We start from the raw sequence: 15,337 nt of genomic DNA, 5'->3' as shown, positions 1-15,337 counted from the left end.
AAAATCATGGATAATTTTTACATTCAACAAAAGCAGTGATGAAAAAGAGCAAATTCACAGAGACCCAACGGATGGCCATTCTGGCCAAACACGATGCTGGTCAAAGCGTGGACGAAATCTGCCGCGTCCATCAGATTAGCCCAGCTACTTTCTACAAATGGAAAAAAGACCTGGCCATAGAACAGGATGAGGACAAACGCCGGATCAAACAGCTAGAACAAGAGAATGCTAGGCTCAAGAAAATGTATGCAGAGCTGAAGATCGATCATGAGATTTTGCAAGAAGGCTACGAATACGCAAAAAAGATTTCGGCCCGGGACAAAGGGAAGAAATGGTAGATCAGATTAAGCCGGATCGAAGTGTCCGGCGTAAGTGTGTTGTTCTGAGCTTTCGGCGTCAGACCTACTATCGTCGCAAACAAGGCCACCGGCCTGAAGAAGTGGATCAGTACATAGCCGATCTTTTACATCAGATAACAAATAGATTCATCGCCTGGGGATTTTGGATGGTTTTCCATTACCTAAGAAATCTGGGATATGGCTGGAATCACAAAAAGATCTATCGGATCTGGAAAGCAGAGGGTTTGAATCTCAGACTTCCTCTCCAAAGACCCAAGATCAGAAGAGTCTACCAGGATTTATTGGCGCCCAAATATCTAAATCAAGGCTGGGCATTCCATTTTTCAATCGTTCCACCCGTGAATATCTGGGAACAGACATTTACGAAGACAGCCAAACCCTCGCAGATCGCAAAGACGATTACGAAGGTTTTCAAGAAGACCTCGCTCCCGTAACCTACCGGGATCGAAAAAGCATGCAGTTCCTTTTTTCCAATGCTTTTAAACAGCTCTTCCCCTACCTCTCAGGGATTACCCTGCTGTTTCTAAGAGTATTCCTGTCCTTCAACATCAACCGCATCTTAGAGGAAGGAATCACCCTCACAGATGGCATCATTGGAGTCATTAGCCTCATTATGTGCATAGGCCTGGTATCTCTCAATGAGATCGTCAAAACCCGTTCACTCTCTGACTTTTTCAAAGCCAAAGTCAAAAAAGAGAAAGCAGGTTCGAGTCTTTTATACCAGGCCGTGGGTACTTCTCTCCTATCCATCGTAGGAAGTGGTTTAGGATTATACCTCCTGGTCTATCAGATCAATGACAAATCCGCGCACTTAAAGCTCGGAGCTCAGAATAGTCAATTGGCAACTAAAAGCACATGGACCAGCGACTCCCTCCGCATTGTCCAAAACTACCAATCCTCCATCGACCAAAAGCGGGAATCCATCAAGCGATATGATCCTAAGAAATACCGTACCCTCAGAGATCGGCTCAACAATGAAGCCATTGCCTTATCAGACAAAATGCAGAATGAACTCAGCAAAGCCCGAGACAATCGCGAACGTCAAAACCGCCAAACACAATCACAACTCTCTACAGCACTCATGAAAAACGACGAGCTCGCAGGTGGCAATGCATGGATAGCGGTATTCTTTATTGTTTTGGCTGAGATTCTTAATATTCTTTGCCATAGATTCTGTTGGGTATACAAAGCCAGGTCAACTCGCGAAGGAATTGAATTTGGAGCATTGGAAGCGTCTTCAGATAAGACAGCTTATGAGATTCAGCTTCAGCGATTGGGAGCTTTTCTTCAATCTCGAAACTTTCAAATTACGGGAATTGAGCCTACACAAATCCCTGGACAAGCTCCTCCGAAATCAAAACCGGAATCCTCAAAAATTGGCTACAAAGTGCATGCGCATACACGCAGACACGACCCGTCTGCACCCAAAAACCCCGATATCATTGAAAAGGTAGTTGAGAAAGTTATTGTGCAGAATAAGGAGATTCATGGCTATGAAATCACTTGCCAGAACTGTGGGAAACAGGCAATCATGAAGCGAAAATCGGCAAAGTTTTGTTCGAGGAAGTGCAGGATTCAGAAGTATAATGAGGGAGTTAGAGAGAGGAGGAGGAGGTTGAATTTTGAATAAAATAAGCTTCAGCTCTTTTTTTGAATACCCAAGAGTAGATCCTTGATTTCGACAGGAATAAATCCAGGAAGATTGTCAAAAGTTTTGGTGACAATCTTCCTTTTAATTAGCTGTTTAAGTCTATTTTCAAATTTCGCCTCAATTTCTTTCTTTGAAGATTGGTTTTTATCGCTGTCAAGACATTTCTGCTTATTAGGCATATTCACCTTTTGGCCGAACTCGGACCTTAATTTTGGAAATGTATCAATTACGGAATTCTCTAATTCATGGGCAGGATATTCTAAGTACCATTTAGGCACTTCAATCCTACTACCATTTAAGTATTGCACTGTACTTGTGCCACCAATTAAATTTTCAAGTTTTATATTAGCTTTAATCTTTTCGCAAATAAAATCAGAAATTCCCTTCAATCTTAAATCAGAGAAGGTTTTTAGATCTGTATAATTCTCTTTATCGCTTAAACCTAATTGATCTCTTGACAGAATTTGCAGATCCAATAAAAAGGCAGACAATATTATGGGATCAAATATATAGTTTTCAAGACTGTATCTAATACTATTTCCATTAACAAAGACATTCATGCTTGGGCTATTTTTACCGTCCCAATCAATTATCCCAAAAATATTTCTATTTCCGCCATCTTCAGACAACGCTTTTACTACATTACGCACACGTTTACTATCGCCATCCGGCACTTCGTTTGAAACAGGAACCTTATCAATTCCAGAAGGTATAAAATGCAGGGAAATGCCCTCAATGAGTTGGTCTTTTATTTTGCTAGCTATTAACTCATAAAACTCTTGGTCATATTTGCTCTCTACAAAAATCTGTCTCCTATTTTCATAATCAATACTTAAAGTATTCAAGCCTGAGGTTAATAAAGACAATGCTTTATCTTTTGTAGTTTTAAAAAATCTTTTGCCAGTTGCTGACATCCCATAGAGAAAATTTTCATCTACTAAAGCAACTGTCGAAGGGGAATGAGTTGTCAGGAAAACTTTAATATTTCGCTTATTAACAATTTCTTCCTGAATTACTTCGAGAAAATCTCGGGTTAAGGAGGGATGGAGCATCGCATCTGGTTCGTCTAACAATAATATGCTAGGGTAAGTATGAGATCCACTTACATAAAAATTATATAGACTTACAGCCAAAGACATCATAACTCTTTCACCAGATGATAGGCTGTTAAATCGGATAAGCTCATTTGATTCTTTATGGCGGAGTTTAGGTATAAAGTTTTTGTCTTTATAAAACTCTTCTACAGAAATTCCTTCAACCAGATAGTGCGATTTGATCTTCTCCAAGAACTTGTTGATTAATATCCAAGGTGCTTCGTACTTTTTATCGAATTCTTCATTTGAGAAAATCTCAAAGGAAGTTCTAAACTTTTCGTTTCTGTAACTTTTTGCTTGATTTTCTTCTCTAATCCAGCAATAATAATAGAAAACCTCGTGTATATGGTCTCTAAAAAATTCATCTCCAATTAGGTCTTTTGGTGAAATTTCATAATCAACAATATCCTTTTGTGTTAGTTGGTCTAGAGGCTTACCAGAAGCCTTAGAAATACTTTCAATTATTTTCGAGTATTTATATCCAGTGCTTCCTGATCGAATTGTATTTAAATTCGAACTAATTCTGTGTTTAATTGCCTCAGGGGTTTCTCTAAATGAAGGATCATGACTAAAGCTTATTCCATTGAAGTGAAAATTGGCAATTTTACCAGGAACATAGGAGTCAGAAATAATTTCAATCTTAAAGTTATAACCGTCATAGAAGACCTCCTTTTCCTGTCGATCATTTAGATTATTCAGTAAACTTAATAGTTGTGATTTACCAGATCCATTAAGCCCTGTAATTATGCAAAGATTAGGTAACACGGGAGTTTCAAAATCAGATAGGGATCTAAATTTTCCTTGTAATCTTATTTTCATGGTGTTTTTGATTGAGAACAAATTTACGGAAAAAAGATTCACAAAGAGGCAATGCCGATAAAGGCGCAAGTGGGACGAGTATAAAAATAAATTGGAGCAAAGGATTAGATGGTAATTATTACGCGAATAAGTAATTTTAATTACTCCAACAATTTCCCAACTTGTCTTAGAGAACAATTATTAGTTGATAGCAGAACCAAATCGTATTATTAAAGAATCAATGTTTGTTTTAATACAAGTTGTTTAATTTTTGCAATTTTTTTTAGCAAAACAAAAGCACTTTCTATTTTTTTCCTTACTTTAATACCAGAATGAGCCAATTTGATTATATAAAAGACATTGCAAAATATGGTCTGGAAAATGATCAAGAAAGACTAATGGATGTCTTAAACAAACTTATTGAGCATTCTAAGAAAACGAAAAAGGTCAATTTCGCGGTCCAACTTCAGTCTATCCTAAAAGAATCGTTGCGTCAGCAACAAATAAGCGGAATTACCAAGGTAGGTACGAAAGAATATTATAATAGGGTTGATGAAAGAGAGTTTGGAGATCTCATTTTAGAGAAACTCACCTCAGATTATCGACTTAACAATTTAGTTTGTGAAGATAACATTAAAGAAAAGTTACAATTTCTTATCCAAGAACACCAAAACATCGACCTATTAAGACAACATGATTTACCAATTTCTAATAAAATCCTTCTTCATGGGCCATCTGGATGTGGAAAAACACTTACTTCCTATGTAATTGCAGGAGAGCTAGAAAAATTAATGGTAGTTGTAAATCTGGGAGCAATAGTCTCTTCTAAACTTGGAGAGACTAGTAAAAATCTTGCAAAGATTTTTCGAAAATCATCTTCAGAAGAATGTATAATATTTCTTGATGAGTTTGACTCTATTGGCAAAGTAAGAGATTATGACCAGGATCATGGAGAAATGAAAAGAGTTGTAAATACAATTCTTCAATTATTTGATTATTTGCCTCAAGACAGCCTTGTCATTGCAGCGACTAATCAGAAGAAAATGATAGATGAAGCTCTTTTGCGTAGATTTGACTTAAGTATTGAGTTTCAATTGCCTAATACGAAAAGGATCAAAGAATTAATTTCACTCACTCTTAAAGATGGAATTTTCAAATTTGACAAATCCTCAAAAACTGTTAATAAAATAATTGAGGGTGCTCAAAATCTATCGTATTATAGTATCCAAAAAACATTAGTGACGGCAATCAAGAGAAGTATCTTATCCCAAAAAAGTATTTCCCACCCTATTATTAGTACCGCCATTTGGAATGAATTAATTCAAGAAGAGAAAAGGGCTTTAGACGCAGAGTAATAATATCTTTACAAGATATTATGTTATTCTAATTCAAGATCTCCCAACTCATTAGCATCAATTTCAATTTCGGAAATGCTTTCAAGATTATTGATTTCTATTAATTCCGAATAAAGCCTTCCAGTTTGCCTGGATTCAGGCAAGTTTTCTTCTATTGAAATAGCCATTGAAAACGGATGGCTAATTTGATACTTATCAATTGAGAGTATTTGCGGACTAAGAAAACAATGAACGGCTAATTTAAATATCGAATCTTCATCTAATAATTCATTCACATTAATCATAAATTGAAGTTTCTGAGAATTAGAAGCAGGAATTGGTCTTTGTTTATACCTATTATTCTGCGACCAAGAAATGGCTGATTTTAATTTAGATTTGATTTCATCTTCTTTTTGAATGATTTGATGAGCAGTATGATTTCGAAAAATTGAAAATGCCATATGAATAGGACAATACCCCAGATGGTTATTAAATACAGGATCAAAGCTAAAACAAAGTGTTAAAGAAACCTTTAATAAACCTCTACGTTTCCCTAAATCATCTTCTGTTAAATATCTAGGAAGATTTATTGGCATTACCTTTAATTCTCCAGGAGAAATTTCGTCTTCAATAACGAAATTTATATGATTATCGTTTGATAATAGGCTCCTGGAAGGGTTTACAAGACCATGGCCAACTAGTCTATTTCTTAGCTTAGAAAATTGATCTTCAAAAGGAATTTTATCCGAGGAAGCGGCATTAATAATTAAGGCTTTTATAGTTTGGGACTTCAAAGATGGATATAGTTTAAGAATTTGGGCAGCAATGTTGGACACTAAGGGTGTTGAAAAGCTTGTACCTATATGACTATAATAACCTTCTGCCGGATTAGAAGACAAGACTTCAATAGAAGCCTCTTCACCTTGTACAATAAAGCTACCATAGACTTCATAATCTCCTCCGAATTCAATTACATCCGGTTTGAAAAGGTTTTTGTTTTGTTTAGTCTTAGGATACGTAGGTATTAGTTCAATATTTCCCTTCCGTGTGTAGAGTGTAGGGAATTCCATTCCATTTGATATCCCCTTAAAAACACCGTCTTTCATATTCCCAGCGGCAGCACCAATAATAATATTATTCATGCTCTCCGCAGGCGAACATATATTTGTCTCCTCATTTAAAAAATAGCTTAAATCATAATTTGCTTGGTTAGCAGCTTCATTATTATTTCCTGTACTTATAAATATTAAACAATCATTTTCATGAGAAAATCTATCTAATTCGAATGCATAAGTAGAAATATCCTGGTTAGTTAATTTATTTTCCTTGAAACAAATTGTAAGAACAAAGATCTTAATTTCCGGATATTTTGATTTAGCTCTTTTTAGGAGACTTAAGACTTTAATTTGAGACAAATAATCGTTATCGCCTTCAAAAACTTTCATAGATAGCAGCTTAGCATCCGCTGCAATATCCCCTCTGTAATTTGCCTGGTAGGCCTTACGGCCTAAAGCAGCTAATGCTCCTACAGCAGTTCCATGCCCATAACCATCATTAGCAGTGTCAATAAATGGACTCGAATCTGTCAGGTTAAAAGAATCATCATCTATAATAATAGGACCCAGCGGAGTAGAGTTGCTGATTCCTGTATCAATTATTCCAATTATAGGCAAATCATCATTAGGATTTGACACTACGAACCCATATGACCTTTCAGGAATGTTGAAGGAGGAAGGACCAATTACAGGGGAAATCGAAGAAGTAACATTCAAAATTATATCAAAATTCCGAACTATTTCTTCAATTATTTCTGATGAAGCCCTTTCAATTTCAAGAACATTGGAATCAGAATTCAAACTATAAATAATCTGATTACTTTCAAGAAAACCATACAGATGATTCAAAATCAGATTACCCTCAGGAGACTCTATTGGGTAGTTCACTAATTGAAAGTTCATTAAAGAACCAACTTCTTGATAATTAATGATATCTTCAGTTGTAAGTAGTTCAAATTCATCTACATACAAGATTTTTCGATTGTATTCGATACTAGTATTAACCCCAGACTCTTTTATAATAAAATTGTTAATATTTTCAAGAAAATTATGAAGCCTCTCTTCATCTGCCACAGCAAATAATCCTTCTTTATTAAACTTTGAAAAATTCACACCTAGCAAGCCAAAATCATTAATCCAGCCTGAATAGTACTTTTCTATATTAAATTGGCCCACAAACGAGATTTTAACATAGTTAATATGGGAAGGGACTTGTAATAAAAGATTCCTCTCTGATCTCCTACGCTGAATTTCAGAATTAATTCGACTTAGGTACCCCCTGAATGGAACTATTTTAAATTCGTAATCAGTATCCTTTGTTTTTTTATCTTTTTCCTCCTCCTCAGGAAAGCCATAGTTAAATTTCATTTCAATTGAGCTTTCAAGTTGTTGAGCAGAGTTAAGTTTGAGATGTGGCTTATCTGCCATATATCTATATTATTAAGATCAGGGGCCAGAAACAGTAAATTGAATTTCAAATACTTACCTAAGTTAGGCCCTAATAAATTTATAGAACAAATTTACGATTTAAATACTACAACAATATAAATGTTTCCCGGTATCGTTCTATTAACCTCACCTAACTAAAAGAAGCTAATCAACGCTAAATCCCAGGAAAACTCCTAGCCAAATCCGATAAATCACTAACTCCCAAATCTCTTAAATACTGATCTACCTGGTCCAGACTATGATGCCTAAGCTGGATCTGCAATTGCTTAATATGAATTCCGGCTTTCACAGCCATCACAGCACCCGTATGCTTCCAGCTATACAGCATATATCCCTTGGGGTATTTGAGCGATCTTAGAATCTTCCTGTGCCTATTCCCCATTGTATTATAGCTCAAATGCCCAGGTCCAGGTAAGCCATCCTTCCCAAACAGATAATTACCGGATTTACATCCATGAAAGGCTTTATAAAGCTTTGGGTAAAATGCATCTGGAATCCGGACATATTGTTGCTTCTTATTCTTGGAAACTTCAGGACGCATAAGGAGAAGCCGATCTTCCCAAAGAATATCAGAAGCTTTCATAAAACGTAGCTCACCAGGTCGAACGAAGCAATAGTAAACAAACTGAACGAAGAGCCAGAGTCCAGGATCTTTTTCCAAAATAGCTTCTCGTAATTCTTCAATCTGATAGGGTTGGAAGTAGAGTGCAGGAGTAGATACTGATTTTTTGTAATCCGTATTCTTGAATGGATTGATCTTGAACTTCCCACGCTTGACCAACCAAGAAAAAGCTCCTCGCATCAAGCGGATGTAATCATTGTGGGTAGTGGTGTGTAGACTTTTAACTTCTAAGAGAAAGTCTGAGAACTCTTCCGCATGCAAAGGAGTAAATACTCCTCCCTTATAGAACTCCTCAAAGGTTTTGAACTTGGATGAATAATCCATCCAGGTCTTGCGACGCAAGGTAGATTTTTTGTGTTCCAGGTATTCGTAGAGGAGGGAGGCTACAGCTGTTCGTTTGGCATTGGGATGAAGGAGCTTGGATTTGAGGATTTGGATAGCTGCATAGCGGTCTTCGGCATTCTTGAAGCGATTGATATCGCCATAGACCTTTTTGCGCTTGCCGAGCTCCTGGTAATGGATAAACCAGCGTTTGCTGATATCACCACCTGCATCATACACCTTAAGCTCGTCTGGAGAATAAATTTTTTTATTCGTTGTCATACTAAATTTCAGCAGATGCTGCATTAGCTGATCAACGATTCAGTGGATATGTCAAAAGCCCTGTCTCCGAGATTTGTCTCCGAGATTTGTCTCCGGGCCCTTAAAAATAAGTCGTAAAACATTGAAAAACAATATTTTACGACTTTCTAGTGGCGCAGGGGGGAGTCGAACCCCCGACCTCAGGGTTATGAATCCTGCGCTCTAACCATCTGAGCTACCGCGCCGGGCTTTTCTGAAAGCGAGGGCAAATATACAATGCCTTTCCTGATTACGCCAAATTTCTAAAGAGGTTTTCACGAATTATTTTTTGAAGGGTCGAGCCTCTACAATTCGCACCTCCAGTTTTTCTATTGATCGCCATTCTACCTCATCCAAACCGTAGGAACGGCTACTTACATAGGTCCCTCCAGGCTCCAGAGGTGGTTCAAAGGGAGCAATCGCATATTGTTTGCCCTGAAAAAGACTTTTGCCTGCCTTGTCAAGGAGGTCTATGCTGAATTCAAGCACGCTTAAGGGAATTTCCCCGGTATTGGTAGCTTCGATAGCTACATAGACATAGGAATCCTTTGAATAATGTTTGTACTCATATGTCCTCAGCTTAAGCATGAGGTCTATGCCCTCCTGTACGCGCCCCTGATAAACGGTCGGAATGGGCTTTGAGGGAGGATAGGATTCCGGTCCCTTGCTCTCTGTACTTTCCGCAAGCTCTATTTCTACATAAGCCAGTTTTTTATCCAGGGGTCTATCCTCAAAAAGGATACCTCCATAGGGGATTCTGTCACCTACTCGCATAGGTACAGAGGCATACAATACATTGAATTTTTGCGTGGCCCAAACACTGCTATCCTCCATGATCATGGACATGTAAATACTCATTTTACTGATCTCTCCCTGAGTTACAATAAAACGCCCCTGAACATCCATAGAAAAATTTTCTTTGCGATCAGACAATTTAGAAACCGTAGGAGTAAATGTAAATCGAGGATCAGCTGGCATCTTGAAACGAATGGGAACCTCCAAATTGCTGAAATCCTGCTCCTCTGCTTCTTTCGCTTTATCCGATTCAAGCTCAGTATATGGTTCTGGAGGAGGAAAATCATCGAAACGCAGGGCATTATAGGTGATGAGAGAAAGGCCTGCCAATAAAGCAACGAGAATAAAAGCCATCAGACGCATACTACCCACACGCTTTTCTGCACGCTCCTGAATTCGACCGATACTTTCCACTGCCTCTTGCATATCCGGATCAAACTTCAAGGCTCTTTTCGCATAATAAAGAGCTTCCTTCTTATGGAGTTTTTTCCCAGATTCCTTCCAAAATGCTTCATAAGCAGTTGATTGGGCCATTAAGCCCTCCGTGTTCATAGGATTTAGGTCTATCGCATGTCTGTATTCAGCTATAGCCTCTTCCCAATTCTTATGTTCGGCAAAGGTATTTCCACGTATGAGGTGTTGCTGATATACCTCTTTCAGTTCCTGATATGCACTTTCATCCAGTCCTAACTCGAAAGCAACTGATTTTAAATGCTCCTCACTTAGCTGCTCGTCCTGAATATTGAGGATTTTTTCGATATAGGCGCGGAGTAATTCTTCCTGTTTCATTGCATGTGTGTTTACAGATGGCTCGAAGAGCCTTTCCCCTTAGTATAAAAGAGAAGATGCTTTGTAACAAAAAAAACAGGAAAAAATAGAGAAAAGAAGGACTTTCGTGCTTATCCCCATTTTATTTTTCTGCGAATATGAGAAATGTACGCAATGCTAACAGATAAAATGGCATTGTGGGTTGTTTTCTTTATTTACAAAATAAGGGAAACGGGGATTGTGGGGAAGGCTTAAGCTCACATCCAGACGCGTTCTTCTCTTTCTACTTCATAGAGGATATAATCCCGGATGTTTCGGGCTTGTTCCAAAGGCATATAGGGGATTTTCACCACCCCTGCAGCTGTATGCAATTCCATATTGGCAAGTCCTTTTCTCCTTTGGAAAGGACTTTGAATCAGCTCAACGGCTTGCACTTTAAACAAACGGAGGATCGTATACTTTCGCCCAAATACGCCTCGATGTAATTCCAATAATTGATCATTGATATGAATCTCATAGCCACGATAATATCGTCTGGCCAATAGCCAAACTAAAGGGGTCCAGAGAATGGCGACAATATAGATGCTGATTTCCCCGGAAAGTATGGCTTGAGCCAGCATAATCAAGGCGGGAACTATACCCAGAAACAATACCCTCCGCTGGACAATGAGGGAACTTATATGTTCAATATGGTATCCACGCCGCTCATGCTCTGGAAAAATGTTTTTCAATATGGCCTCCAAATTGCCCAGACTGGAACCCGGGATGGGTAAAGCTTTTGCCTTCGCAACTGCCATGGAGGATGCCTGGTAAAGTCGGATGGTTCGAAAATCCATCAATTTCTGGATGGGATTTACTGACCATTGCATAAACTGGATTTTCTGATAGGGTGCGGCTTGTTCTTTTCGATTAAATAGACCGGCAACGATCTTAAAGCCACTTGCACTTTCAAAAACGCTCAATCTGTGATAGCGAATTACAGTACGCACAAGGGAAACGATAATTGTCAGAATCATCATCACAATTCCTACCCCCAGTAAAAAGGTAGTCATCATGCTTCCCACCATTTCATAGGTTTCAACTGCCAACTCTCCATAATCCACATCAAAAAAATCATCCCCGAATTGAAGCCAACCAAAAAAGAATCCCAGGATAATAAAGAAAGTCTGAACGTGGTTTTCACTTATCCCAATCTTCAATAACTCCCTTTCACTCCTGCGAAAGAGGAGTTTTGCTTCTTCCTGTTGAATCGGCACACTTACGACTTCCCCATCTTCATTGACCTCTTCCTGCATCGTCTCCATCTTTTGCGCCCGCTCCTTCATCACAAAATCACGGATGGCATCTGCAGTCGTCTTATCCAGAGCTTCGATGCTCAGCTCTGTATTTGCTGATCCCGCTGTATCAATTTTCACTTCATAGACCTTGAGGATCTGGTGAAGGATATTTTGATTAAAATTGATGGTCTGGATGCGTTCAAAAGGAATATTCAGCCGAGTTTTTTGGAAGACTCCTTTTTCTATAATCAATTCTCCATCTTTCGCATAATAATAGAATCGAAAGTAGGAGATCACAGATGAAAGCAATTGAAAACCAGCGATCCCCAAAATGATGGGTAACCAAAAGGAATCTTCACTCTCCCCTCCCCTTCTCACAAAATATATGAGTATCAAGGGCAGTAAGGTGCGAAAGGAAGTTCGCAAAAATTTAAGTGCATAAAAGACCAGCGCTATCCCCGACTGTCGGCGAGGCTCGGCCAGAAAATTAGCTGAGATCGCTGTCGGATGTATTTCCACTTCTTCTTAGGATAAAATCTTTGATTCTCTGGGCTTCATCTATATGTAAACCCGGTATGGAAAGGTCGCTGCTACTCCCTCCTGCTGTATAGATATTAAGGCTGGAAAGTTTGAAATTTCTTTCGAATGGTCCCTGACTCAGAGATACATGCTGAATCCTGTTGAAGGGAATAGCTGTCAATTTTTGCCACAGCCATCCTTTCTGGTATAAGATATCATGCTCACGCAAGGCATATCTTTTATTAGAGAAGCCTTTGATCGTGGCAAGCAAAGAAAAACCGCAAAGTAGCAGCCAAGCCAGGATCAAGAGGATTTGTCCCCACATATGTTCTTGCAGAGGAGAATTGAACATAATGGATAAAGCTCCTATCAGAAGTACGAGGTAAAAGAAGGCGGACCAACCCAAACTGATGTATAGATCTCTACGATCTATGCCTTTAAATTCAGCATCTTCTACACGGGGCAATTCCCTCGTATCGATACTTGCGTTCTGGAATACCATAGGTAAAAGATAGAAATTTATAAGGAGGGTTGAAAAAGCAGGCAAAATAAAAAAGCCCCCGAAGGGGCAAGAAAAATAAACAAAAGGTATTCCTTAAGTTTGGCAAATGCAATATAGTACTATTTCCAGTAATTTTCTATCGCTTGTACAAACCGAAAGTCGGGCAAAAGAAAACCCCTTCTGCAATGCAGAAGGGGTCACACATGGTTTCAGTCTATCCCTATTCTAATTTTTTTCGAGTATGTAGGAGTTGGTGCTATTTCCTTTCGGCATCCGAGCTCCTGTACCCTCTAATAGTTCTACATATTTTTTGAACTGCGCATCGCTCAATTTTTTTCCATTGACACGCATTTCTTTTGCAGTGATTCTTACTTTGAGCTTCTTCGCTCCTTCCTCTATTATCCCGTCTTTAACCAACTCCTCAGTCAGGGTTTTTGAGGTTCTGTGGGCTCTTTCGCGATCTCTTTCAGCACGTTCAATTTGTACTCTGGCTTCCCGTTGAGCTCTTCGGGCCTCTCTTTCTACTTCACGCAATTGGGTAGCTTGTTCTCTTTGCACCTCTTGCAAATGCCTTTGCAATTGCTCCATCTCTCTTTGTATTTCAGCTTTTTCCCCTACCTTTTTTTCACGGGCCAGCTGGCGAAGTTCTCTGAGTTGAACACGGGCTTCTTCCATTACTTCTCTTTGCTCCTGATGTGCTTCGCGTCTTTCTTCAGAATGTAAGCGCCGCGCTTCTTCATGAAGTCTTTGCATTTCTTCTCTTAACTCTGAACGCTCTTCCCGATCGAGATCTTCCCACTTATGCTCATTCTCCTTGATCCATTTCTCCATTTCCTTTCCATAATCCTCTCCCCACTTTTGCCATTGCTTGCCGTATTTCTTTTCCCATTCCTTAAATTCCACTTCAAATTCTTTCTCCCATTTTCCCCAATCCGCTTCCATAGATTTTGACCATACTTCCATTTTCTGGCCATAATCCTCCATCAGTTTGCCATACTTTTCTCCCCATACTTCCATTTCTTTGCTAAACTTCTCCATTTGTAGCTCAAACTCACGCATAGCTACACTGTCTTCCATATCAAAAGATCCAATCATAGGCACAGGTGGCGTAGGAGGACTTGGAGGTGTTGGCATTCCTTTCATACTAGGTACTACCGGAGAGGGTGGTACTGGAGGCATGGGTGGGGGCGGCGGAGGTGGTGTATCATTGACCGTTGCCAACGCCAGTTCGAAATTGGCCTGCAATGGTTGGATGCGAGGGATTTGCGCTACCATAGGAGGCTCAGGAGCAATTCTCATGCGGGTTTCCAGTCTGGCCAATTGACCTTCCAGTTTTTCTGTCTTCAGGGCCAAAGGAGCCAGGACAGGAATTTCGTTTTCAGGTTCTTCAGCCAATTCCATCACCAGGCCATCCATCAGTTTTTCAACTTTGTTTTTTGCATAGCCGGGATTGATGATAAAGCTAAAGCCGAGTCCAAGAATCAATAGACTCATGAGGTATACACGGGTTTCTTTTGGAGATTCGTACATATCAGGTGCCATCAGGCGTTTAATTCTGTTTAGTAAATGAGGTTTTCGACCGGAAAGCGCAGGAGCCAATTGAAGCTGGACCATACGTATTTCTTCCAGATCAGCCAATGCTTTTGCATAAGCGAGGGGATCACCACAGATCTCAACAGCAGCATCATCGCAACAATGCTCTCTCTCATCTCTGATTTGGTTAGATATCCACCATTGAGCGGGGTGATAGAAAAAGATGATCTCCATGAATGACTGGATCATGTTGATCAAAAAGTCATAGCGTCGAATATGAGCAAGCTCATGGGCAAATATGGCTTCCAATTGGGTAGTACTGAGGTTAGTCAGCATTCCCAGGGGCAGGAGGATAATCGGTTTTAGATGTCCGATTACCATGGGGCTTTGAATTTGCGAGGATTCCTTAAGTGTCACATACTTTCGGATACCCATTTCATGTGCAATTTCATCGACCCAACTTTGCCATTTATACTTCGCTTCATGTGAGTTTCTCCGAATATCCTGGAGATACACCCAACTGCCTATCCATCGTACGCTAAAAAAGAGCACCCCCAACATCCAAATCATACTCACATAGGGCAAATACCTGCCCCAGCTTTCCACATTAATACTGATTTGCTGAAGGAATCCGGAATTTTCAGCAGCAGTAAATTGGCCAGGCTGATTGACGATGATGTGTGCATCAGCCCCTAAGCTTAAACTAAAGGTAGAAGTGGAAATCAGGCGATATTCATATAGAAAAGTGCCAAAACTTCCGGCAAATAATCCGAAAAGACAGAGCAGGGAGGCAAAATATCTGAGTTGTGCTTTTTGTCGCGACACATACCTCAGAATCAGGCTCAAGGCCAAAACCCAGATAAATCCTTGCCACAAAGAGTGAAACAAAGTCCAGCCAAATGCCTGGGCTAAAGCGGATGAAGTTATGATTTCAAATAGGTGCATGACTTTTATTCGTTC

Annotated in this window: 10 protein-coding genes and 1 tRNA gene; 3 read left to right on the top strand and 8 right to left on the bottom strand. The window is 39.4% G+C overall.

The genetic code is table 11. The annotated features are described in order from the left end of the window. The first annotated feature begins 38 nt into the window (after nucleotides 1–38). A complete protein-coding gene (locus R8P61_00490) occupies nucleotides 39–338 on the top strand; it encodes a transposase (GenBank protein MDW3645521.1) in 300 nt (99 codons plus the stop codon). A gap of 163 nt (nucleotides 339–501) precedes the next feature. Beyond that, nucleotides 502–1,989: a hypothetical protein gene (locus R8P61_00485; GenBank protein ID MDW3645520.1), complete on the top strand. Its 1,488-nt coding sequence runs from the start codon at nucleotides 502–504 to the stop codon at nucleotides 1,987–1,989. Nucleotides 1,990–1,997: 8 nt separating this feature from the next. Here R8P61_00485 and R8P61_00480 read toward each other — a convergent pair whose 3' ends face one another. Next, nucleotides 1,998–3,923 carry an ATP-binding protein gene (locus R8P61_00480; GenBank protein ID MDW3645519.1) on the bottom strand — a complete coding sequence of 642 codons (1,926 nt, stop codon included), beginning with the start codon at nucleotides 3,921–3,923 and terminating at the stop codon, nucleotides 1,998–2,000. A 311-nt stretch (nucleotides 3,924–4,234) separates the two neighbouring features. Between R8P61_00480 and R8P61_00475 the strand changes: the two genes are divergently transcribed. Further along, nucleotides 4,235–5,257, top strand: a complete 1,023-nt coding sequence (locus tag R8P61_00475; protein ID MDW3645518.1) for an ATP-binding protein — start codon at nucleotides 4,235–4,237, stop codon at nucleotides 5,255–5,257. 23 nt (nucleotides 5,258–5,280) lie between these two features. Here the strand turns inward: R8P61_00475 and R8P61_00470 are convergent, their stop codons facing one another. The 7 genes from R8P61_00470 to R8P61_00440 form a co-directional block, all read right to left on the bottom strand. Then, the gene (locus tag R8P61_00470) at nucleotides 5,281–7,719 is read right to left on the bottom strand and encodes a S8 family peptidase (protein MDW3645517.1); all 2,439 of its coding nucleotides are present in this window, start codon (nucleotides 7,717–7,719) and stop codon (nucleotides 5,281–5,283) included. A gap of 175 nt (nucleotides 7,720–7,894) precedes the next feature. After that, entirely contained in the window at nucleotides 7,895–8,965 is a 1,071-nt protein-coding gene (locus R8P61_00465) for a site-specific integrase (protein MDW3645516.1), read from the bottom strand. Between the two features lie 150 nt (nucleotides 8,966–9,115). After that, nucleotides 9,116–9,189: transfer RNA gene (locus R8P61_00460), tRNA-Met, on the bottom strand. Nucleotides 9,190–9,265: 76 nt separating this feature from the next. Next, a complete protein-coding gene (locus R8P61_00455; protein MDW3645515.1) occupies nucleotides 9,266–10,567 on the bottom strand; it encodes a hypothetical protein in 1,302 nt (433 codons plus the stop codon). A 236-nt stretch (nucleotides 10,568–10,803) separates the two neighbouring features. Continuing rightward, nucleotides 10,804–12,342, bottom strand: a complete 1,539-nt coding sequence (locus R8P61_00450; GenBank protein MDW3645514.1) for a PH domain-containing protein — start codon at nucleotides 12,340–12,342, stop codon at nucleotides 10,804–10,806. Continuing rightward, nucleotides 12,311–12,844, bottom strand: coding sequence for a PH domain-containing protein (locus R8P61_00445; protein ID MDW3645513.1), 534 nt, complete (start codon nucleotides 12,842–12,844; stop codon nucleotides 12,311–12,313). Before R8P61_00445 ends, R8P61_00450 begins: the two co-directional genes overlap by 32 nt. A gap of 225 nt (nucleotides 12,845–13,069) precedes the next feature. Beyond that, a complete protein-coding gene (locus R8P61_00440; GenBank protein MDW3645512.1) occupies nucleotides 13,070–15,322 on the bottom strand; it encodes a M56 family metallopeptidase in 2,253 nt (750 codons plus the stop codon). Nucleotides 15,323–15,337: the final 15 nt, after the last annotated feature.

It is taken from the genome of Bacteroidia bacterium (assembly GCA_033391075.1).
Lineage (GTDB): Bacteria > Bacteroidota > Bacteroidia > J057 > J057 > JAWPMV01.
Note: the sequence above shows the minus strand (reverse complement) of the source record. Positions and strands in the feature narration are given on the sequence as shown.

Excerpts from the sequence above, each read along its gene's own strand:
- R8P61_00475 (MDW3645518.1), top strand. The coding sequence starts at position 4,235 with ATGAGCCAATTTGATTATATAAAAGACATTGCAAAATATGGTCTGGAA.
- R8P61_00490 (MDW3645521.1), top strand. The coding sequence starts at position 39 with ATGAAAAAGAGCAAATTCACAGAGACCCAACGGATGGCCATTCTGGCC.
- R8P61_00440 (MDW3645512.1), bottom strand. The coding sequence starts at position 15,322 with ATGCACCTATTTGAAATCATAACTTCATCCGCTTTAGCCCAGGCATTT.
- R8P61_00480 (MDW3645519.1), bottom strand. The coding sequence starts at position 3,923 with ATGAAAATAAGATTACAAGGAAAATTTAGATCCCTATCTGATTTTGAA.
- R8P61_00445 (MDW3645513.1), bottom strand. The coding sequence starts at position 12,844 with ATGGTATTCCAGAACGCAAGTATCGATACGAGGGAATTGCCCCGTGTA.
- R8P61_00470 (MDW3645517.1), bottom strand. The coding sequence starts at position 7,719 with ATGGCAGATAAGCCACATCTCAAACTTAACTCTGCTCAACAACTTGAA.
- R8P61_00465 (MDW3645516.1), bottom strand. The coding sequence starts at position 8,965 with ATGACAACGAATAAAAAAATTTATTCTCCAGACGAGCTTAAGGTGTAT.
- R8P61_00455 (MDW3645515.1), bottom strand. The coding sequence starts at position 10,567 with ATGAAACAGGAAGAATTACTCCGCGCCTATATCGAAAAAATCCTCAAT.